Source organism: Schaalia canis (genome assembly GCF_003858455.1).
Classification (GTDB): domain Bacteria; phylum Actinomycetota; class Actinomycetes; order Actinomycetales; family Actinomycetaceae; genus Pauljensenia; species Pauljensenia canis.
Genome location: NZ_RQZF01000002.1, coordinates 69,736 through 90,935 on the forward strand (window position 1 = coordinate 69,736; position 21,200 = coordinate 90,935).

Annotated in this window: 13 protein-coding genes; 4 read left to right on the top strand and 9 right to left on the bottom strand. The window is 56.5% G+C overall.

Annotation, left to right across the window (positions count from 1 at the left end):
• The first annotated feature begins 9 nt into the window (after nt 1-9).
• From EII11_RS02800 to EII11_RS02815, 4 genes are all read left to right on the top strand, one after another.
• Complete coding sequence (locus EII11_RS02800) at nt 10-1,851, top strand: hypothetical protein (protein ID WP_124868427.1); 1,842 nt, start codon at nt 10-12, stop codon at nt 1,849-1,851.
• Nucleotides 1,852-2,016: 165 nt separating this feature from the next.
• Nucleotides 2,017-2,520 carry a phage holin family protein gene (locus EII11_RS02805; protein ID WP_240623034.1) on the top strand — a complete coding sequence of 168 codons (504 nt, stop codon included), beginning with the start codon at nt 2,017-2,019 and terminating at the stop codon, nt 2,518-2,520.
• Entirely contained in the window at nt 2,513-2,812 is a 300-nt protein-coding gene (locus EII11_RS02810) for a DUF3618 domain-containing protein (protein WP_124868429.1), read from the top strand. Before EII11_RS02805 ends, EII11_RS02810 begins: the two co-directional genes overlap by 8 nt.
• Before the next feature lie 203 nt (nt 2,813-3,015).
• Nucleotides 3,016-3,231 carry a DUF3073 domain-containing protein gene (locus EII11_RS02815; protein WP_124868431.1) on the top strand — a complete coding sequence of 72 codons (216 nt, stop codon included), beginning with the start codon at nt 3,016-3,018 and terminating at the stop codon, nt 3,229-3,231.
• A gap of 277 nt (nt 3,232-3,508) precedes the next feature.
• On the opposite strand, the gene EII11_RS02820 is transcribed toward EII11_RS02815, so the two are convergent.
• From EII11_RS02820 to EII11_RS02860, 9 genes are all read right to left on the bottom strand, one after another.
• Nucleotides 3,509-8,335 carry a beta-galactosidase gene (locus tag EII11_RS02820; protein ID WP_124868433.1) on the bottom strand — a complete coding sequence of 1,609 codons (4,827 nt, stop codon included), beginning with the start codon at nt 8,333-8,335 and terminating at the stop codon, nt 3,509-3,511.
• Nucleotides 8,336-8,725: 390 nt separating this feature from the next.
• Entirely contained in the window at nt 8,726-9,670 is a 945-nt protein-coding gene (locus EII11_RS02825) for a class C sortase (protein ID WP_124868905.1), read from the bottom strand.
• A 154-nt stretch (nt 9,671-9,824) separates the two neighbouring features.
• Nucleotides 9,825-11,540 (bottom strand): SpaH/EbpB family LPXTG-anchored major pilin, encoded by a 1,716-nt coding sequence (locus EII11_RS02830; RefSeq protein WP_124868435.1) that lies wholly within the window; start codon nt 11,538-11,540, stop codon nt 9,825-9,827.
• Between the two features lie 99 nt (nt 11,541-11,639).
• Nucleotides 11,640-16,649: a SpaA isopeptide-forming pilin-related protein gene (locus tag EII11_RS02835; RefSeq protein ID WP_124868437.1), complete on the bottom strand. Its 5,010-nt coding sequence runs from the start codon at nt 16,647-16,649 to the stop codon at nt 11,640-11,642.
• 334 nt (nt 16,650-16,983) lie between these two features.
• A complete protein-coding gene (gene purM / locus EII11_RS02840) occupies nt 16,984-18,189 on the bottom strand; it encodes a phosphoribosylformylglycinamidine cyclo-ligase (protein WP_124868439.1) in 1,206 nt (401 codons plus the stop codon).
• A 44-nt stretch (nt 18,190-18,233) separates the two neighbouring features.
• Nucleotides 18,234-19,784 carry an amidophosphoribosyltransferase gene (gene purF / locus EII11_RS02845; protein WP_124868908.1) on the bottom strand — a complete coding sequence of 517 codons (1,551 nt, stop codon included), beginning with the start codon at nt 19,782-19,784 and terminating at the stop codon, nt 18,234-18,236.
• A gap of 103 nt (nt 19,785-19,887) precedes the next feature.
• Nucleotides 19,888-20,205 (bottom strand): monovalent cation/H(+) antiporter subunit G, encoded by a 318-nt coding sequence (gene mnhG, locus EII11_RS02850; protein WP_124868441.1) that lies wholly within the window; start codon nt 20,203-20,205, stop codon nt 19,888-19,890.
• Nucleotides 20,202-20,648, bottom strand: a complete 447-nt coding sequence (locus EII11_RS02855; RefSeq protein WP_124868443.1) for an MrpF/PhaF family protein — start codon at nt 20,646-20,648, stop codon at nt 20,202-20,204. Before EII11_RS02855 ends, mnhG begins: the two co-directional genes overlap by 4 nt.
• Nucleotides 20,645-21,199, bottom strand: a complete 555-nt coding sequence (locus EII11_RS02860; RefSeq protein ID WP_124868445.1) for a Na+/H+ antiporter subunit E — start codon at nt 21,197-21,199, stop codon at nt 20,645-20,647. The genes EII11_RS02855 and EII11_RS02860 overlap by 4 nt, the downstream gene beginning before the upstream one ends.
• Nucleotide 21,200 lies beyond the last annotated feature (1 nt).

The window sequence follows — 21,200 nt, forward strand, 5'->3', positions numbered from 1 at the left end:
AATGGGGGCATGACTGTGGCAGCACGTTCCCATTCGAAGGATGAACCTTCACAGCCTGTGAGCGCCCGGGCACCTCGTTCCGAACCGAAGAGGGGTCGCCGTATCCTTCGCCTGCGTAATGTCAACCTACGCAATCAGCATGACCATCTGGTGCTCAACTCCGTATCGGCGTCCTTCGTCCGAGGCACTATTTCTGCCATCCTCACCGGCTACCGCGATCTTCCCTGGCCACCCGCCCAAGAGCCCTCCCCTTTCCTTCTCGCCTGCGCTGGTCTGACCCCTGTGGAGAGTGGCCGGATTATCTGGCCTCGGCCTCGTTCCCTTGCCGCGCGATTCCGCGGTGACCTGGAACCGATTGGCTACGTGCCACGCCGCTGCGCTCTCAACGATGAGCTCACGGTTGAGCAAGAACTTATGCTTGCGCTGGCTGCCACAGGACGTTTCGCTGATCAGAACACGATGCTCGCCCTCTGCCGTGTTCTTGTCCTCACGCCACTTCTTAAAGCACAGGTCGCTCTTTTGACTCCCTTCGAGCGCCTACGCACCGCCGTCGCTCGCGCCCTTGTCACTGGCACTCCCCTTCTACTTGTTGAAGAACCCACTGAGTTTCTCAGTTCTGAAGAAAGCGAATACCTTTTCGGGCACCTCAACGAGCTGGCGCAGATGGGATACTCCATCATCATTGCAACCCGCTCACCAGAGGTTGCAGCCCAGAGCGACCAGGCGCTGATCCTCATTGATGGCGAGGTTGTCGGTAACATCAGCCAGCCCGACTATCACGCCCTTAACCTCGCTTTCTCCACGGCTTTGAAAAACCCCCAGTCTGGCCCTGCAATGAGCTGGGTCAGCCCTCCGGGAGACAGCATCGTCACTATTGACGACGATGAGTTGATGGACCTTGAGGATGATGAGGATTCCGACGAGGACGCTCCTTCACTGCACCCCACATGGGTGCCAGTCGTTCCTACGACGGCCCGCGAGCGCCAACTGCGTCCAATACCCCTTGCCCTGCCTCCTGTGGCAACGTCAACACCATCGGGGGGTGTCCCCACCGAGGGCGCCGCGAAGGACACGGGCCGCCAAAACGCGTCGCTTAGCGCTTCGAGCGTGTCACGTTCTACATCGTCATCTAGCGTTTCTTCGCCTGCTGTTTCCTCGCCCGCGCCTCGTCCGCCAGAGTCCCCGGCATCCGTTGCGCCAACTGCTTCGGGAATCAGCGCGGGTGAGGCAGTGGATTCCTCCCCGACTGGGCGCTCGACTGCCGCTTCTTCGACTGCTGCGGGTTCGACAAGTGCGCGCCCATCGGCACGCCTTTTCCCTCCCGTTAGCGATGTGTACGCTCACCCGATCAGTGCCGACGATTCTGTTGCCCATGCTCCTGAGGAACTTGTGCAGGCTCAGCCTTCTCGTCACTTTGCTGAGGAACCCGCGGGGCAGGACATTTCCTTCACTGGGCACTCTCCCGCAGACACAATGAGGGCTGCCGCAGAAGAAGCGGCCGTCACACCTCAGAGTTCGCCCAAGGACACCGACGTTGCGCGTCCCGTCCCCGCGCAGACACTGCCTACGCAGATATTCCCTGTGCAGCCCAACGCTGAGGAGACCGAGAGCGCATCAGAGCCTGATACCGCTTCGCCGGGCACCCCCAGCTCGACACACCGTGGATCCAACGGCGAACACTTCTACCCCTCAACGACGATGCTCCCTCAGATTCCTCGCCCGACCACGGGGCCTCTCTCTGAGGATTCCACCGAGGTTCTCAACCGCGCTCAACAGATCCTGACGGAGCTTCCGGGCCCGGTGCTTCCCCTCGTCAATAAAAATGCGCAGAGTGCAGGCTCGGACACCTGAAAAAGCCTGATCGCACCCCTCCGAACTGCACTTACGACTTCTCGGAATAGGTCTCTTTGCGTGCAACAATGCGCGAAGATTCATGTTGAGGCCCGCCTGAGACGCATTTCGTGACACACTTAGGGGAGTCAACGCTTTGCTCAGCCGAGAAGGGAAGTGCCACCCATGGCCAATGAGAACTCGACGGCGCCCCAGCAACCAGGGGTTCCCAACCATGTCAAGCCGGCAGCTGCGAACATGGCGGCAGCTGATCTTGGGACCCCTGCCGGGGCTTTCTCCGCGAAGAAGCCTGCCAGCATTGGGGAACTTTTCGGCGTGCTGAGCACCCAGATCACCTCCCTTATTCGCGGCGAAATTGAGTTAACGAAGGCGAAGGCCAGCGCCTATGCCTCCCGTATGGGTATGGGGATTGGGCTGCTGGCTGGAGCTGCTCTGCTGAGCCTGTACCTGCTGGGATGGATCTTCCACACGATTGAGCTGGCTTTGGCGCTTGTTGTTCCCGCCTGGGCCGCCTCGCTCATTGTCGTTGCGCTGCTGCTCATCATTATTGCGGTGCTGGCTCTTCTCGGTAAGAAGGCCGTGGACAAGGCTCGCCTGACCACCCCCGACCCCAAAGCTGGACTGGAAGCCAGCGTCGAAGCACTGAAGAAGGGACTTCGTCATGAGTGAGACGACTTCTCGTAGCCCCGAGGACATTCAGGCAGATCTGGATGCTACCCGCGAGCAAATGACCGCCACCGTTGATGAGTTGGTTGCCCAGCTCCAACCGGCACACCTTATTGAGGTCTCCAAAGAGTCTCTGGCGCGAAAGACTGAAGAGGTGAAGGTGCAGGTTGCTGACACGATCAACAGTGCCCGCGCTGGAGACACCGAGGCTCAGAAAAAGGTGGGCTATGTTGTTGCCGGCGTCGCTGCTCTGATTGGAGCAGTCGCCCTGCGTAAGGTTTTTCGTTCACGCTGACTGAACACTTTTTCGCGCATTGCCACAGGAGTTTTCTGTTGGCATATCAGGGGCAACGCAGCCGAAGTGCACACTTTTTCATCTTTGTGTACTCACTGAGGCGTAATTATGCGCCGATACGCGCTATGATGTCTCTGGAAAGAATTTGACAGATCAGGGAACCGCTTCGGCGGACCCGCACGAGGTGGAGGGGGTCGACGCCAATGGGGCGCGGCCGTCAGAAGGCTAAGCAGACGAAAGTCGCACGCAAGCTGAAGTACTTCAGCCCCGATACGGATCTAGATGCACTCCAACGCGAGTTGGCCTCAGGGCATGACGACTCCGAGGACGATCTGTACGCGAAGTACGCTGACTTCGATGACGACGACGAGAATGGCGAGGATGAGGACGATTATTGGTCGCCCTCTGAGTCTCGCTGAGTAGATCCCTACTCAACGCATCACACACTTAACCCCGTGTGTTCTACCCTTCGTAGAACACACGGGGTCTTTGTGCTTTCCAATCATGAGGCGCAGCACACACCTGATTTGGCCCTACTGCGCCCAGTCACTGTCGCTAGTTGAGTTCACAGTCATTTTGCTTCCGTGCACTCGCCGATGAGTGTTCAGGACTCACAATGGGCCACTACGACGGCCAATGGCCTGTGGTGTGGGCGCATAGACGACATCCACACCACAGGCCATATGAGGCTGTTTCTCAGCTCTTGCGCTGACGAGCGCGCAAGGCCAGCATCATGCCGCCGCCGCTGAGGGCTGCCACAATGAGGACGCTCAGGCCAAGTGTCTGCGCGCCTGTTGAGGCCAGCGTGCCCTTACCAGCCTTCGCATTCTTCACAGAGTCTTGCGCGGGCTTGGCACCTGCAGTCTGGCTGGGATCAGCAGACTTCGCCTGATCGGAAGGCGTAGCCGTATCACTCGGCTTAGTGCCGGAGTTTCCTGGCCCCTGAGTATCAGGTGTGCCTGGGCCGTTGTTCCCAGTATCGGGCTTAGTAGAAGGTGGTGTTTGACCATCACCAGTGTTCGGTGGCGGAGTACTACCGCCCGTGTTGGGCGGAGGCACCTGTCCCCCACCGTTGTCCTGCCCCTGAGCTGCGACGATCGCGACAGGAAGGGTAGACACTTCCTTGCCATTGACCGTGAACGCAAGTTCAGCGGCACCTGCCTCGACAGTGGCGGGCACGGTAAGCGTCAGCGTCGCCACGCCCTCATCATTGGCAACAGCGCTGGCCGAGAGGGGCAGCCCATCCTCAGCCGAAGTGAATCCGAAGAAGGATGCCACACTCCGCAAAAGGCTTGCACCGCTCACTTTCGGACGACGCAGTTCCATGGTGACCGCTGCCTGTGCTGGCACTTTGCTCAGCGTGACTGAGAGTGTGCCATTGTGTGGGATTTCCTGTCCAGCAACAACGCCAGAGATTTCGGGCGTAGGTGCTGGATTCTCATTGCCGCCATTGGGGGGCTGAGGAGTGGACGTGTCGGGTCCGCCAGGCGTACCGGGTTCACTAGGTGCAGGAGCACCGGGGTCACCAGGTCCAGGAGTATCTGGCCCACCGGGAGCGGGAGTATCCGGTGTTGGAGGCTCAGGAGCGGGATCTGTCTTTGCCTTCCGATCGGGCACGGTTGAGGAGTGCACGGCGCTCAGAGTCATCGACTCGGGCCCCATGGTGTCAGACTGTGCGGCTACGGCCAGGGCAATGGTGTTTTCACCATTGAGGTTAAGGAAGGCCGTGGGTACAGCGAAGGAGGTCTGCGGGCCACGGTTGCCAATGTAGACGCCCGTGTTCCAGCCGTTGACAAAGATTGTCACCTGAGAGTGATCGGCAAGCTGTTCAAAACGCGAGGAGTTGATATTCAGTCGGAAGATCGTGTCCTGCGTTGCCGGAACGTTCAGATTCACCTTGGCCCGGTACCAGGTGATACCGGCGGGCGAATGCAGATCAGAAGCGGCAGTCCAGCTGGAGTCATCAAAGCCTGGCATGTGCCAGCCAGCCTTTTCGCCACCCAAACCACCATTGTTGTACAGCGTGCCTGAAGGATTGCGGGAAAGGTCAGCAGCATCAGCGGAGGTGGCACCCGAAATCTTCCACGTAACGCCACCTTGAGCACGCAGGTCAGCATCAAAGAGACCACGGTTTTGCTTGGACAAACCGTTGTCGCTCCAGTCGAGGTTTTGACCGAGGTTGTGCACGAGCACGGCAACGGTCACAGGTTGCCCCGCTTTGACGCTGCCCGTGGGGGCTGCCACACGCGCGATGCGCCCTTCAGCCGGTAGGGCTCCAGCGTAGGCACCATTGACCCACACCTGCATGAAGGCAGGGTTACGACCCTGGCTGGGAACCCCTGAACCGCCATTTCCGGTAAAGGTCAGTGTTGGATCATCGCTGGCGGCAGTGTAGTGCGCCCTGTACCAGACTGAACCTTCGTAGAAACGGTGGTGGTTGGAGTCCAGCACGACGCCAGCAACCCTGCCAGGGCCCTGGTGACGAGGGTTGGCGGCGACAGTGTCAGTAATGGTCTTCCATGCGGCATCATCGAAATCAACTGCGGCTTCAGCGTGATCCTTTGCTTTGACGAAGCTCAGTGGAGCAACACTCACTTCCTGCGGACCTGCCACCTCAGCGCTGACGATATTGCCGTCAGCAGAACCGAGGGCGTGTCCATTCCAGGTTGCCGATGAGTAACCTGCTGGGAGGAAAGCCATCACCGATTTGGCGCTGTTCATCGAACCAGTCAGTGCCACCGTTTCACCGGAGTAGCGTACGGTTCGGGCAAGATCAGCGCCTTCAATGGCTGTTGTGGCGGGATTGCCCTCAGCATCTTGTGAGTCCAACAGCCATGTGGTTTGTGCGCTCACTCGGTCGATCACACGTAGCGTCAAAGGAGCAGGAGCATTCTCACCGGCCGGGGTAATGGTGATGGAGAACGGAGTATCGGAGTGGGTGTAGTTCAGGCGCAGTTCGCCGCGTGCTCCATCCCAGTGCTTCTCCACACCATCAGGCATGGCGACCGTTGGCTCGGCCGCGTAATGCAGGACCGTTTCACCGGCATCTCCAGCAACGCCAAGGAGGTATTGCATACTACCTTCCCTCAGCGTCAAAGGAGCACCGAAGAGCTGAGAGGTCGTGTAGTAAAGCGCGTGGCCGTCAATATTGCGGTCGGCGGTGAGCAGCAGAGCATCACGGCCATGCAAGGTCAAGAAGCTGCCCTCCTTTTGTGGCACGCGAGCCCAGGCGATTTCACCTTCCTCAAAGCCGTTATTCTCCTTGGGCAGGGCGCTTGCGTCGGGGAAAACCCTCACGGCGTCAATGGAGGTGTAGGTTCCGCTCGAACGAGGGAATGCCTGGCCGTCGTTGGTGACCGTCACCGTGTGTTGAGCGGGAGTGCTGGTGTCCTCTGCCCGCCAGGAGAAGATGTCCTTTTGAGGGGTTGCACCATTCGTGGTTTCTTCGCGGGTTTGACCAACGATGTCACCGTCGACGCGAACCGTTGCCGAACCGTGGTTTTCTGACCAGGGGGCGACAAGGTCAAAGCCAACGCCGGTGAAGGTGAAGGAGTAGGAATCGCCCTGAGTATTCGAGAAGGATTCATCCCCGTTAATATCACCAGCAGTCCAGTTCTGGCCCCGCGCGTGGGTCCAGTTCCCGGTGTAGGTAAAGAAGCTCTCATCAGCATCATTGTGGATGACTGCCTCGGTTGCTGCCGGTGCAAAAACATCAATGGCGTCGATGCTGACTGTTGTTGCTTGGTCGGTACCAACATTGCGTAGCGTCAGCGTGTGTTGGGTATTGCTGAGATTCTCTACGCGGAAGGCCTCGAATTGTTCGGGCTTGTTCTGTTCAGAATCGACCTTTGTCGTGCTCACCATGACGGGCTGCTCGTCGTCAATCTGCACGCTAAATGCGCCGTGATCAACGCCGGTGCCGGTAATAATGCGCAGGCCTGGGCCGGTGAAGGTAAAGGTCAGTGAATCGCCAACTGTTGTGGTCCGCTTCAAGGTTCCCTTCGCGGCGCCGCCCTCGTTGATGTCAACCCAGCTGCCCGTGTAGTGGATGTCTTCGTGGCGGTCATCGTGAGAGAAGCTGGCTTCCTCAGCGGCTGCGGCCTTCCCCAGGGAGAGAGGGACAGTGAAGGTGGAGTTCGTTTGATCGTTGGAGTTGCGGTGGCGGAAGGCAAGCACCTGCACGCCGTTGCCAGTGGCAGAATTCGCCTTATCCGTGGCCTGACGCTGGTAGGCGCTGATCTCCGCACCAGCGTTCATGGTTGGGCGAGGCGCACGCACAGGATCCATCGACGCCAACTCGGGGACGGCCTTGGTGTAGTAGCCGATTTCCTTTTGCACCGAGGCTTTAGGGGTGAGCTGGCGATCCTCAGTGATGCCAGCACCGTAGTCGTAGGAGGTGAAGCCTGAGGAGGGCGAACCCGTCCACCCCCAGTTGGTGCCACCAAAAGCCATGTAGAAATTAAAGGCGGTCACACCGTTGCCAATATTGTTCACACCCCACTGGCGGGTGAAAGCCTCGTCAGTGTAGGTGTAGCAGTCGGAGGCGTTGTAGCGCGCTCCCCAGGGGGTGAATGCGCCGCCCTGAGATTCGGTAATGAAGTGGGGCGTTTCTGGCGCGTAGGTGCGGAATTGTGTTTCGAGGTCGGGGATGGTGTTACGTCCCGCTGAGCAGTTAAAGCCCACGGGGTAGCGGTCATAGGCGTAGAAGTCCGTCCCGTAACGCTTCACATCGTGGAAGCGCCCACCCAGCCCATAGTCATTGTGGAACAAGGGCACTGTGATGCCGTCATTTCGGACGAAGTCTGCTAGAGCTTTGAGGAAAGCACCCCTGTTGGCGTCCTCGGCAATGAGCTCATTTTCTACCTGGTAGAGGATGACCGAGCCGCCGCCATCGGTGATGAGGTGCTTCTTGACGATCTCGTTGAAAGCTGCCAGCCACTCGGTTGAGGCTTTCAGAACCTTGGGGTCGGTGGAGCGCAGCCCAGCCGAGTAGTTCGTCATGTAGGCGGGAAGGCCACCCATGGAGATTTCAGCGTTGACGTAGGGGCCGGGGCGGGCGATAACGTACAGCCCTTCCTGCTTGGCGAGGGTGAGCAGCAGGTCGAGGTCTTTAATGGTGCCGGGAGTGAAGTCGAAAGGAGCACCCTCTTCAGACTGATGCAGGCCCCAGAAGAAGTAGAGTGAGACGCCGTTATAGCCCATGGCACGCATCTTTTGGAAGAGGTCGCGCCACGAGTTCACATCGGGAGCTCGCCAGTAGTGGATCTCGCCTGACCAGATATTGATGCGTTCTCCGTCGATGGTGAAGGAGTGCTTGTCGTAGCCGACGGTGTGGGGCTGTCCGTCATTTCCTGGGAAGGAAATATTCGAGGGCGGCAGTGCCGTAACCGCTGAGAGTCCTGGGATTCCAGACGCTGTATCGTCTGGGTTGGCCTGTGCGGGTGGGATAAAACCCGCGAGGGCGAGGCCGCAGACAGCAGTAGCCGCAGCAAGCCGCCGCCTATGCATAGTGCCAAGGCGCATCGGTGCGTCCTTTCACAGATGGTGACAGGTTGTGTGTAGGTGGCGCGCAGCATTGCGCACACTCTCAACCCACAGAATCCGTGAAGAGACAGCACCCCTTCCACGGCACTACAGTGAATCTTTTCGATCCTCTGGTCAGAAATCTACGACATGCCACAGAGGGGGCGGCAATCCCTCTAGGGACGCATCATTGCTGATGGGAAGAGAGTTTACCTGCGTCAAAATCTAGCGTGATTCTTTTCGCACAAGCAAATCTCATGGCAGATCACGACCACTTGGTCAATCAATGAAGTAAGAGGATAAAGCTGCTTCTCAGCAGCAAGTTATCGATTCGCTCAGAGCAGCACGGAGGCAGGAACGCCGCCGCTTCGTTGCTCTGCTCCGCTGCCGCTAAGACGCTTGCCTGCTGGGCACCTCATGAGCTGTTGCATTTCTATCGGGGAACCCTGCACGCCAAATGTAAATGCCAATAAGTACGGTGCCTGTAGCTGTCCATACCATCCACCATGGAAATCGAGGAAGTTCGGGGGCCTCTGCCGCACGCGCTAGTTCTTTCTGCGGAGTGGGAAAAACTCTTTCCCCTGTCACCAGGATTCGGTGACTGTTCACTCCCAATGGCGTGCATGTCACCAAAGTGACTAGATCACGCCCTTCTTCAGCGCGGATTGCCTCGGTTTGGTCTGGCTCAACGACTTTGGTGTCATAGACGCGGTAGGTCAATGTCTCGCCAAAAACATCAATCGAGAAAGTATCCCCCTCTTTAACCCGATCAAGATTCGTGAACATCTCTGCGCTTGCTAAACCACGATGTCCCGTCAGAACCGAACGCGTGCTCGTTCCGCCTACCGGTAACGAGGTGCCTCTCAAATGACCGATACCAGCCAAAAGGGTGTCGTCACTAGTACCGTGGTAAACAGGAAGGTCAACATCAATGGTTGGAATCCGAATTCGCGCCATTAGAGGCCCATTCCGTACCGATAGTAGTTTGGAGTAGTCAAGCATCGGATCAAGCGAGAGGCCATCACCAGTGGGAACATTGGTATTTGCTTCAAGCAAAGCTCCCGCTGTTAGTGCACTGTTATAACGACGAGCCGCGACTAGCTGAACCTGGGGATCTGGCTGCGTTTGCACCAGTTGCTCGCCATAACCCGAAATTACCTGCGACTGGTTATATTGAGACAGCCATGCAGCGGCATTCGAGTAGGACATTAGGATCATACCGATCAATGCGCATATACCTGTCCCGATTGCCAAAAAATTTGGCCGAGACTGCGCATCTTTCCTAGGCACCTGACGAGCTGTAGGTGCAACATGCCGCCCGTGAGCCACACGCATCTTCCCACATTCCTTTGATTCTTCTTCGCGATCTAATGGCGTTGATCCGTCAGCACCAGCACATGCGGTGGCAGGAAGAGGAGGTCCCTCCTCCCGCCACCGCATCAGCCTGTCAACGCATAACTCGTGCGCAGGTGCTCGCTATACAGCGCAATCAGATATCTCGAGCGTGCGCGTGGCGTCGACGATTAAGCAGGTAGCCACCCGCAGCGAAGAGAAGCATTGATGCACCCCCCACGAAAAGCAAGACTTGACCAGCAGCACCTGTCATGGGCAATTCAGGAACGCTCTGCTTCGTGTTAGGAATCTTCGTTGTGTCAGAAGCGTCCGTTACCCCAGGCACAAGAGTAATGACGGTCTTAGCGTCCGTGGGCAGAGTGTAACCAGCAGGAGCGGTGGTTTCTTCAACCACGAGACACAAATGCTTCTTGGTGAAACCAGGGTCAGCGGTACCTTTAGGCACACTCTTCTGTTCAATAAGAACACCAGGAATGACCAGCTTACCTTCATCGTTAGTGAAAAGTTCATCGCCACTAGCGAAAGTCAGAGCGTTACCTGCGGTGGCCTTCTGGTTGGGGTCACACGAGTTCACACCCTGATTCTGTGCGACATAAACCTTGAAACCTGCGCCCTTGAGCTTTTGGTTCTCATCGCCTCCGTTTACCTTGGAGAATGTGTAGGAACCCCAATTGGACACAACTTCTTCTGCTGTAGGGACCGGATCCTTGGGTGGATTCGGGCCAACTGGATCGTTTGGCTTGGGCTGATTTCCGGGAGTCTCCGGCGGGCCGTAGGGATCTTCAGGTTCAGGCTGCTCGGTACCGCCGCCCGGCTCAAGGGGAGGTGTCACAGTGTCAGTTAGCAAATAGCCGACGTTCTTGATCGTCCCAGCATTTGGCAACGACGCAACTGTAGCCTTCAGATTGACGGTGACGACCTTTCCCGGGTTTGCCTTTAGCGTGCTCAGCCCCTTTTTCGTAAACTTCACAGCAACCCAGTGCTTATCTGCTTGAATGTCGTTAATGTAGTGATCATTGACGGCGATGGCAACTGGATTCTGCCCGTCAGCATCAGCAAGGGTGACTGAGTCAATCTTCGGATCAGTCAGTTGTTCCACCATCGGGTCAGCAATGATGAAGTACTTAAAGTGTTCACGTACATCTAGTGCAGGAACCCCCGCCTTAATACTGAACGCGACGTTATCGGCTACAGCAACAACTGCATGTTCACCGATAGTCTGGGTCTTTGATGGAGCGTCAGACACTACACTCTTGGGGTAGACCGTGACGTCGTAGAGCCATCCCTTGTTGCCGTTCTTCTCGAAGGGTGTCGGGATCGTTACCAGGAAGGGAGCAGCAAGCTTCAAAGCCTTACTCGGCTTGGTTTTCTCACACACCAGGTAGGCACGAAGAGGTAGTCCCGTAACTGCCTCGGCTTTCCCCGTCGCTGCAGTGGGCTGAGTTTCAGCTTTCTTCACGAAGGTAAAACCGCTCAAGGAGGGCGCATCAGGATTGGCGCATGCGCCACTCAGATCCTTGGCGCGGAGCTCGCTGAACTTCTTCCATCCGGCGTCTACTCCAAGGTTCGTCCCCTCAACTTCGTGAATGGTGAATACCGCACCTGCCAACCCTTCACCTGCGGCTTCGCTCGCACCATCAGCCGTACCAACGCTGGTGCCACCGGCAGCCTTTTTTACGAGGGTGATGGAACCCGTCTTGCTCGTATCGATATTGCCGTTAGCATCGAACTCAGGATTGCCCGGAGCGGCATAGGCTGAGCCTACTGCGCTAAGAGCTCCGGCTGCGGTGAGGGCAAGTACGCCCATCCCCGCAGTCAGACGCTGCACAAGCGCTTTCTTTCTGAGTGCCATGGGATTTTTCCTTTCAGCATGAGGGCGCGATGCGCCCCCAGATGTGCACTGTTGGGATGTATCTTTCCGATTGGAAAGCACACTTTATGGTCGAGCAGCCTAAGCTTTTCCTCGACGTCGGGATAACAGCCACCCTGCTCCTGCGAGAGCGAGGAAGCCCGCTCCGCTGAACATCAGAGCATCAGAGGACATTCCGCCTGTGAGTGGCAAGGAGGGAGGAGTTATCACCCTATTGACGATGTCTCCTAAATCGGTGTACTCACGCTGTGCTTCAACGCGAACCTGACGCGGTGCACCGACTGCGTAGCCTAGGGGAGCTTTCGTTTCAGCGAGGGTGTATTCCCCTGGCTTTAGGTGCTGAACACGTAGAACACCTGGGGTAGGGTCAGAGTCGTTAGTGCCGTCACACTGATCAGGGATTGCACAGTCGACAATGGAAAGATGCTGGCCACGCCCTTCGAGGCTCCATTCGGAGCCTGTTAGCCCCTGCCCCTCAGCGTCAGTTTTCCGCCACTTCAGATCTACGGGAAGCTGATAGCCTTCGGGAGCATAGACGAATACGCAATGCACCCTCGCCCCTGCCGGAACGTCGGTAACTGATAGTTCTCCGTCCGTATACCTGGTAGCGCGATTCTTAAAGTCGGGTAGATCTACATCTGGCTGACATTGAAGCAGAACTCGTTGGTAGCCAGATGCCCGCGGTGAGACAGTAGAATCAACCGCAAAGCTGGCAGCAGTGCCCCCTTCATCTAAGCGGAGTTTCCACGAGGTATCGACTTCCCAATTCTCACCGCTCAGGGCTTGCTTCCCGACAAGGGGGTTGTTGGGAGTGCTAGGCGAAATGTGCTGTACACCTTTGGTTGCGGTGACATCAACGGTGTAGCCCGCATGTTTGTGTACACGCTCGCGCTCGCCGTTTCCATCAAGTTCAATGATTTCAGCAGTCACCGTAATCTCTGGCAGTGTGGACGTATTTTTTTGCGGGCCAAGGTTAAGAGGTTGCGAAGTACCCTCAAGTTTCAGGGTCTTTTTCGGGCCCGCAGCGTATCCAACGGGCGATTGTTCCTCAATAAGGTCGTAAGTGCCGATAGGCACGTTAGACACTCTGAAGTAGCCTTCACGGTGATCCTTGTCCGCTTGCGTGCTGCATGCTTCGGCTGTTGTGCCCACACAGTCATTGACAACGATGCCTTGAGCGGCCATCACCGAAGGCCCTACGGGTTTCACCCTCCATCCCGATCCAGGCAGAACTTTGCTGAGATCATCGGCGTCAACCTTTGACCACTCAAGGCTCCCAAAAACCTGACGTTTGTATGTAATTTCGCACGATAGTGGCGTGTTTGGCGAAATCGCGGAGCTTTCTCCGGGTAACGAAGCCTCGGTCGAACGGTAGACTTCGTCATTCGTGATGGTGTTACGACAGACGAGTGAGGTGAATGTGAGGTTTGCCCCCTCAGGCGTTCTCTGCTCGAAGCGCAAGCGAGGCTGCACCTTTGGATTCAAATGGAACAGCGTCCATTTATCCGCGAAGGTTCCACCTGTTGCGCTACGTTGAGTGAGTGAACGCTGTGCCTCTCCTGTTGAGTTAAAACGTGCTTTCTTCTCCGCTTCCCCTACCGCGACTGCAAAGTCGATGTTTTCTCCCGCCTGAGAGATAACAATTCCTCCATCGTCGACCACCTTTACAATTCCCGTGACCGTCGACGTAATTGCCACCGGGCGGTAGACCAGGGTGCAGTTAACACTTTCCGCATCAGGTAGATTACGAATCGTGAAGCTGGTTGGGTGCACGAGATTAAGACTTTGAGCATTCCCCTCAAGATAGACTTTAGGATTCGCCGCACCATCTGCTTTACCGCTGACACACGAGAGGGATCGGAACTCTAATGGGGGCGCCTGCTGCACCTCCACATGCGCAGTAACATCCACCCGATCATTTTTCTTATCCAGGCGAATAGTCTTTGAATCAGTTCTCCCGAGCGCTATCTGCCTTTCCTGCGTTCGACTTGGATTTGTCGACAGGGCCCCCGCCGTAAAGGTCGCGGGTGCCCCGGTTGATGATGCTTCCATCCATGACTTGTACACCTTCCCGTTCGAGGTGAAATCGGAGGTATCAGAACCTTCGACCTGCACTGTGAGACTGACCTGAAGCTGTCCATTCTCTTCGACGGTGCGGTTAACGATTGACCCGAAGCTTGCTGATCGTTGCTCAGGTGTTAAGGTCCGTGTTTGCGCTGGCCCGCCTTCTTGATAGAGCGGCGATCGTTGATAGCCTTTCGGCGCCAGCCTCTCGATAAGTCTGTAACGGCCATAGGGAAGACCCGCTACTTCAAAGTAGCCTTCCCTCGGATCCCGATCACCCCGCAACTTATATACGCAGGCACCTTCGCGTCCAACTGGTACGGCACAGTCGTCAATGGTAAGAGAAAAGCCATTTGCTGCGGGGGTATCGAGTGCCTCAATTTTCCACGAGGATCCCTTCAGATGAACACTATTAGAGGAAACCTTTTCCCACTTTAGGGTTCCCGAGGTTTTTCGGTAACTAAACTCACAATCGACTTGCGTATTTCGGGGGACATCTATTGAGAATATCTGGTTATTTTGAATATAACCCGTAGAGATTCTATAACGCCCTTTCTTATAGCAATCATACTTAAACGCCTCATATCCGAGCGACGTCGGCGCAGCCGTCCTCATAGAAATTCTTTGCACATGCGCAGGAGTGGGGTGACTGAGCTTCCAGCCTTCCCCAAAAGTACCGTCACTCCGACTCCTTAAAAGAGCACTCTCCTGCGGCCTTCCCACTTCCGCAGGGGATATATCGGCATAAGGCGGCTCTCCTTCTCTAACGAAACTCCATTCAATTCCAGACCTGTTCTCACCATTAACAAGCGCAAAACCATCTTCTTCATATAGATTCACTACGCCCTTAATGGTCGATATCTTGTAGTGATTCACAGGGGAATCGAGATTAATGAGGCGACGAACCGAATTGTATCTATAGTTGGCATCGTCCGCATCGATCGTGAAGACAATCGGCGCGGCTAGAGGAATATAATCATGCGGGGCCTTTGTCTGAGTAAGCGTATAGGTTCCAGGCTGAAGATGATGGAGCCTAAACTGACCCGCGACATCATCACTATCCTTCAATAGGACATTTCCACATGCTCGGCCTTCACCAGCAACACAGTCAGGAACTTCGATATTAACGGTGGAGGGCCAGCCATAGCTTGGAATATTTACGCCTTCAAGCCGCCACTCGCTTCCCGGAAGTCGAATAGATTGTTCCTCATTATCTAGTAGAGTAAAATAGACATCACTTAGCTTTGGCCTAAGGGAATGAACGTCACCCAATTGCAGAACGCCAGCTTGAAGGTTTTTATTGTTAAGGATCCAACACCTATCGGCTTTTAAACCATTCTCGAACGGACCTATCTGATCTTTTTTCTTGTAAGCATTCTTAACATCGTAGTCATAGTATGCAACGCAGTAATGGGCGCCTTGCTCCGTTTCCGGAGTGAGTGGCAAGGCTGGCAGTAACACTGATGCAATTCCCTGTCGAGGGTCGTAATCGCCACCATCTGTGCATGAGATATCGTCACAGTCAGCAAAATCAAGCGTATAGCGATTGACATACTCTAAAGGTAGCGGCCGCTGGGGATCCAAAGAGGTTGGAAAGACCTTGAAGCGGAAGGTAAACGGAGCACGTTTCAATGCTGACTGTGAAGATATGCCGGGCGCAATTTCCTCAACATTCATGGAGATTTTATTTGAAAACTGGCCCACTACTTGCAAGTCCCCGCAGCTCGCGGCATCACTAATCACAACATCGTTACTAAACTGCTCACCTTGATAGGGGGGACCGTAGAAATTAGAATAGATGCTTATTCGGCGATTCCGCCGATACCCGGCACCCTCCCCACGCGATTCATCCTTACTGCGGACATAATATCCCACACCGGACAACGGCACGTGTGTCAAATCTGCAGATCGCTCATTTCGCACCTCAACATGCGGCGTGCTTGTAAGGTTTCCATTGAAAAGATCGCTCACGCGAATGCTATAGATAACATCTAGACCTCTGCCACCGTTTCCGGCTCCAACACCCGCGAATAGCTGAATCTCATCACGGGTGTACATGGCGATGTCAGCATCTACCGCACGTCCTGCTCGCGCAGCGTTAACAAGGTCCTGATTCGGACGGAAAGATCCTCCCTGTGTAATTTTCTTGGTGCGATTCTCCATTTTCCAAAAACGGAAGCTCTGGCGATTTGGATCATAGCCCCCGAAATAGTAATCCTGAGTGAGGACATCCACCATACCGAAAGAGAAACGCGGAAGATACTCACTCTTTCGAAGATTTTCGATCCAGGGCATCCAGCCTTTCGCTCCCGTGTATCGGTAGATCGAGAATGTCTGGCTGCGCTCTACGACAACAAAAGCCTCCATTCCACCAGGACTAATGCCAAGCGCATCAACTCTCGTAGCATTAGGAGCGATTCTTTCTGTCACCACTTCAAGAACAGACACCCCATCTCGGATAAAACGGCCATTTTCCGTCACCACATATCCGGCGTTACACGTAAGGGGTTTCCACGTCGCAGGGACATTGAAAAATGAGGCGCCGGTGGGCAAAGGCTCAACATCACTCACAACCTCTTCGGGCTCCTCCACGCCAGAAAGATTCACCTCATCTTTTGCAGGATCTTGCTCCGGCCCCTCTTGAGTCACTTCGTTCTCGGCAGACATAGCCCCGACATTCGCCTGATTGTCGAGCATATTCTGCTCCCCGCTACCTTGAGGATGGCTCGCAACTGAAGATTCATCGTCATCGACAGATGGTTGCTCCGCAGCCTCCATGTCCTCAGGCACAGGTAAGGCGCCAAGATTCTCGGCCTCTTTCTCCCTAGCACCAGACATTGCAGAATCTGCATCCTGGTCAGGAATAGCAATAGCGCCTGCAGCAATGGCTTCTTCACCATTCACACTAACCGACGATTCTAATGCTAATGCGTCAATAACAACGAGAGATACACACAGCGGAAGGACGGTAAAGACCGCAATCGCCCGCCATAGCTTGCGATACCCCCAATGCCCTTCTGTGGGCATGGAATGCTTGCCTCGGTACACGTGACCTCGCTTGATCGGTTGCAGAGAAAATAAAACACTCTATGCAACAAATTATGTTAAGGGATAACTGATACCTTAACCGGAATTAAGGCGTCATTTCAAGTACCCTTAGCTATTGCACACAGTCACAATCGCATTCGCAAAGACCGCAGGCCAAGTTTTCGCCCCATTTTTCAGTCTGCACCAGAAAGAACAGAAAGCAGAAACACGCATCTCTGCCAGCACAGGCGACCCAAAAGAGAAGCGGAACTCTCCACCTCTCCAGCCTGCTTAAAGAAAAGAAATATTTATTGTCAACGCTAATAGGTGAATTTCACTCCACAAGGTAACGCCCACGCAACAGCACAGCACCCGCGTCAACGCCCTTCATTCCCGCAATCAAGCGCTCACCCTGGCCACAAGCTCCAGCCTCGTCATCGGCGAGCGCACGCACCTGGCCAATAACACCGGCCTCCACCCCGGTCGCACGCACAGCCTCAACAACAGCATCGACGCTGTCATGGCCCACAACGGCCACCATCCCCACCCCGAGGTTCAAAGAATCTTCCAGGGCCGCCCAAGACACATTGCCCTCGCGACGCACCCAGTCAAAGACGGCGGGCACAGCCCATGCGCCACGGTTGACCTCGGCAACCACTCCACGAGGAAGCACGCGCGAAAGGTTTGCACCCAGGCCACCGCCGGTGACGTGACTGAGGGCGTGAATACCGGTCGCCGCACCGCGCATGCCGGGGGCGCGCGACGCATCAGCCTCGGGACCTTCCAAAGGCGCGAGGAGTTCCCCCTCCCCCACGGCGGCGATAAGGTCTAGGCAGAGTTTGGTGTACAAGCGCGTGGGCTCAAGAAGTTCTTCACCCAAGGTGCGGCCGAAGTCCTCCATCTGGGCATCCAGCGACAGTCCTGACACCTCAAGAACCTTACGCACCAGCGAGTAGCCATTCGAGTGCAAGCCAGAAGAAGCAATACCCACCAGCACATCGCCCTCGCCAACGCGGGCGGGGCCAAGGACGCGCTCAGCATCGACAACGCCCGTAGCCGCCCCCGCAATGTCGTAATCATCCTCAGCCATGACACCGGGATGCTCAGCGGTTTCACCACCCACCAGGGGACACTCAACCTCAGCGCAGGCGCGAGCAACGCCTGTGACAATGGCAGCAATACGTTCAGGCACGACCTTGCCGCAGGCAATGTAGTCCGTCATGAGAAGCGGGCGCGCCCCCACAACAACAATGTCATCAACCACCATGCCCACCAGATCCTGGCCGATCGTGTCGTGCACATCCATGGCCTGAGCCAGCGCGATCTTCGTGCCCACGCCATCGGTGGACGTGGCCAGCAGCGGACGTGTCATGCCCAACAGTGCCGAAGCATCCACCATCCCCGCAAAGCCACCCGTCCCGCCAAAGACCGTGGCATTGTGCGTGCGCGTCACGGCACTTTTCATCAGCTCCACAGCGCGGTCTCCCGCGGCGGTATCCACGCCTGAGGCCGCGTAATCCAGGACAGGTGCGTCGCTCATGATGATCTGCTTTCTCTTGACGGGGGGGAGGGTGATGTCGCTAATCAGCAGGTGGTCGCCCCGGGCGTGCCGGGGATCGGCGTGCCCTTGTCGATCGGGTCGGGGTATTCGCCCGTAAAGCACCCCAGGCACAGGCTTGTACCCTGTTTCGTGGCTTCAACCATGCCTTCCAAGGACAGGTAGCCCAGGGAGTCAGCACCGATCCAAGTGCGGATTTCCTCGGTATTCATGGAAGAGGCAATGAGTTCTGCACGCGTGGGGAAGTCAATGCCAAAGAAGCACGGCCATTCCACCGGAGGAGAGGAGATGCGCACATGGACTTCGGCGGCTCCGGCCTCGCGCAGCATTTTCACCAGCGCACGCTGCGTATTCCCACGCACGATGGAGTCATCAATGACAATCAATCGCTTGCCTTCAATCACTTCACGCAGGGGGTTAAGTTTGAGGCGAATGCCGAGCTGACGCAGCGACTGGGTGGGTTCAATGAAGGTGCGACCCACGTAGGCGTTTTTCACCAGGCCCTGCGCGAAAGGAATACCCGACTCTTGGGCGTAACCAATTGCCGCTGGGGTGCCCGAATCGGGGGTAGGCATGACCAGGTCAGCCTCGGCGGGACATTCGCGGGCGAGGATTGCCCCCATTTCACGTCGGGCAGCGACGATCTGGCGTCCCCCCACTACGGTGTCTGGGCGGGCCAGGTAAACGTATTCAAAGACGCAGGTGTTGGCACGGGTCGGGGCAAAATGCCATGAGTGGACGCCAGAAGCGTTAATCGTAATGAGTTCGCCGGGTTCGACTTCACGCACGAAGGAGGCGCCCACCAGGTCAAGGGCGGCCGTTTCAGAAGCGAGAACCCATCCGCTGGTCAGGCGGCCCAATACGAGAGGGCGGTAACCGTGGGGGTCGCGCGCGCCATAAAGCGTCGTTTCATCCATGAACACCAGGGAGAATGCGCCGCGTACACGAGGCAGCACCTTCAGGGCGGCGGGTACCAGAGGTGCGGCGTCCTCGGTTGACAAAGGCGTTTCAGAGGGAACGCCGAGCGTTTGGCCGCCGGCAGAAGTGGCGTGAGCGCCTTCAGGGCGGGGCTGGGCAACGAAGGGAAGAGGACCTGGCAGGCTTTGAGCTAAGCCCAGCAGCGCTGTGAGGACTGAGGTGTCAGTTGACGCCCCACGTTGGACGTCCTCGCCTTGGGCAACCGAGTGCGCAAGGGCACGTAGTTCCTCAGTGTTCACGAGGTTACCGTTGTGCCCCAATGCCATCGCACCAGTTGGCGTTGGGCCAAGAGTGGGCTGAGCGTTATGCCAGGTGTCAGCGCCCGTCGTTGCGTAGCGAACGTGCCCCAGCGCAATGTGACCTTTCAAGCCCTGGAGGGTCTCCTCAGAGAACACCTGATTGACAAGACCTTGGTCTTTATACACAAGCAGTGATTGCCCGTCGGAAGTGGCAATTCCTGACGATTGCTGTCCGCGGTGTTGAAGGGCATACAAGCCAAAGTACGTCAGGCGGGCAACGTCCTCACCTGGCGCCCAGACGCCAAACACTCCACAGTGGTCGTGGGGACGGTCATCCTCAAAAGGATCACCGAATGGCATTTCAGTAGTAGGTACATGGCCGGATTTCACGGAGCATGTTTGCACGTTCCTACTGTGCCACAGGGGTTCCCCTCTCGGTAGTGGCGTCCACCATGCGGCAGTATCAGTTCACCTCTGGATGCTCAACCTCAGCAGCGGAACGAGCTAACACATGCGAACCCGTTGATGCGGTCACCACCTGCAGGACAATAACCGCCATCCCCAGCACCAGCCACCGCCACTGCCACATGGACACGGCCACGCCCGCACACAGCACGATCACACCAAGAAGCTGCGGTTTTGATGCCGCGTGCATACGCGAGAACACATCAGGTAGACGCACCACACCAACGGCGGCAATCACGGTCAACAGGGCGCCGATCATTAACATCCCTGCACCCACCCACTCATTCCATGGGCTGCCGGCAATTATCCCTGTCATGCTGTTCCCTCTTCCTCATGGCGCTCTCGCTGACGGCGTTCCTGGGCGGCAACCGCATCAACCTCGGAATCAATCTCTTCCAGCTCCGCGCGGAGTTCATCTTCTTCACGGCGGCGCTGGCGTTCTGCGTATTCGGTGGCGGTCAAAATACGTCGACGCCCGCGCGCAGAATCATCAATGACATCCCGGCGAATATACCTCGCCACAACAACGGCAGTAAGGAACGCCGTCAAAGCCAAAATGATCAGCAATACGCCCAGGTCAGAACGTTTCCAGGACACGATCATGACGCACACAACCGTAAAGGCAGAGGCCGTCAACACATCGGAAGCCACCGTCCGATCCATAATGCTCGGACCAGCCGCAATCCGATAGAAGGCCAGCAAAGCTGCCACAGTTGCCAGCAGCGCAATGATGAGGTGAAGGATTTCAATAGGGGTCACGACTCGTTCCCTTCCACCGTCGACAGCATGTGCGGAGCGATAGCAGCCAACAGGCGTTTCTCTTGCGCAAGCACAGAGGCCACCACCCCAGCTTCACCGCCCTGAGCATCAAGATCAAGAATGTGCAGATCAAGCCGACGCTCAGGCACCACAACATCAAGAACTACCGAGCCGGGAACCAGTGAGGTCATCCCCGCAATGATTGTCATGTGGACGGGGTCGCCACTGCGAAGTGTCACCTGCACCCGACCATTCCGGTCGCATCCACCTCGAAGAACCACCCACGACACTTGGATGCCGGCAACCAAAAGATCCCACAAGAAACGCGCCACCAAGACAATCAGCGCTACGGGGCGCACCCGCCACGTGTGAGTAATATGCGGCAAAGGAAAGACCCCCTGCACCAGGATGGCCAAGAGAACACCCGACACGAGGATCATCGGCTCCACACTGGCAAAGACCAGCACCCACACTGCTGTCAACCACAGCGTCAACGTCAGCGACACTCGATATCTTCGCGGCAGAGGGCCGGTATGTTTCTCCTGCGACATC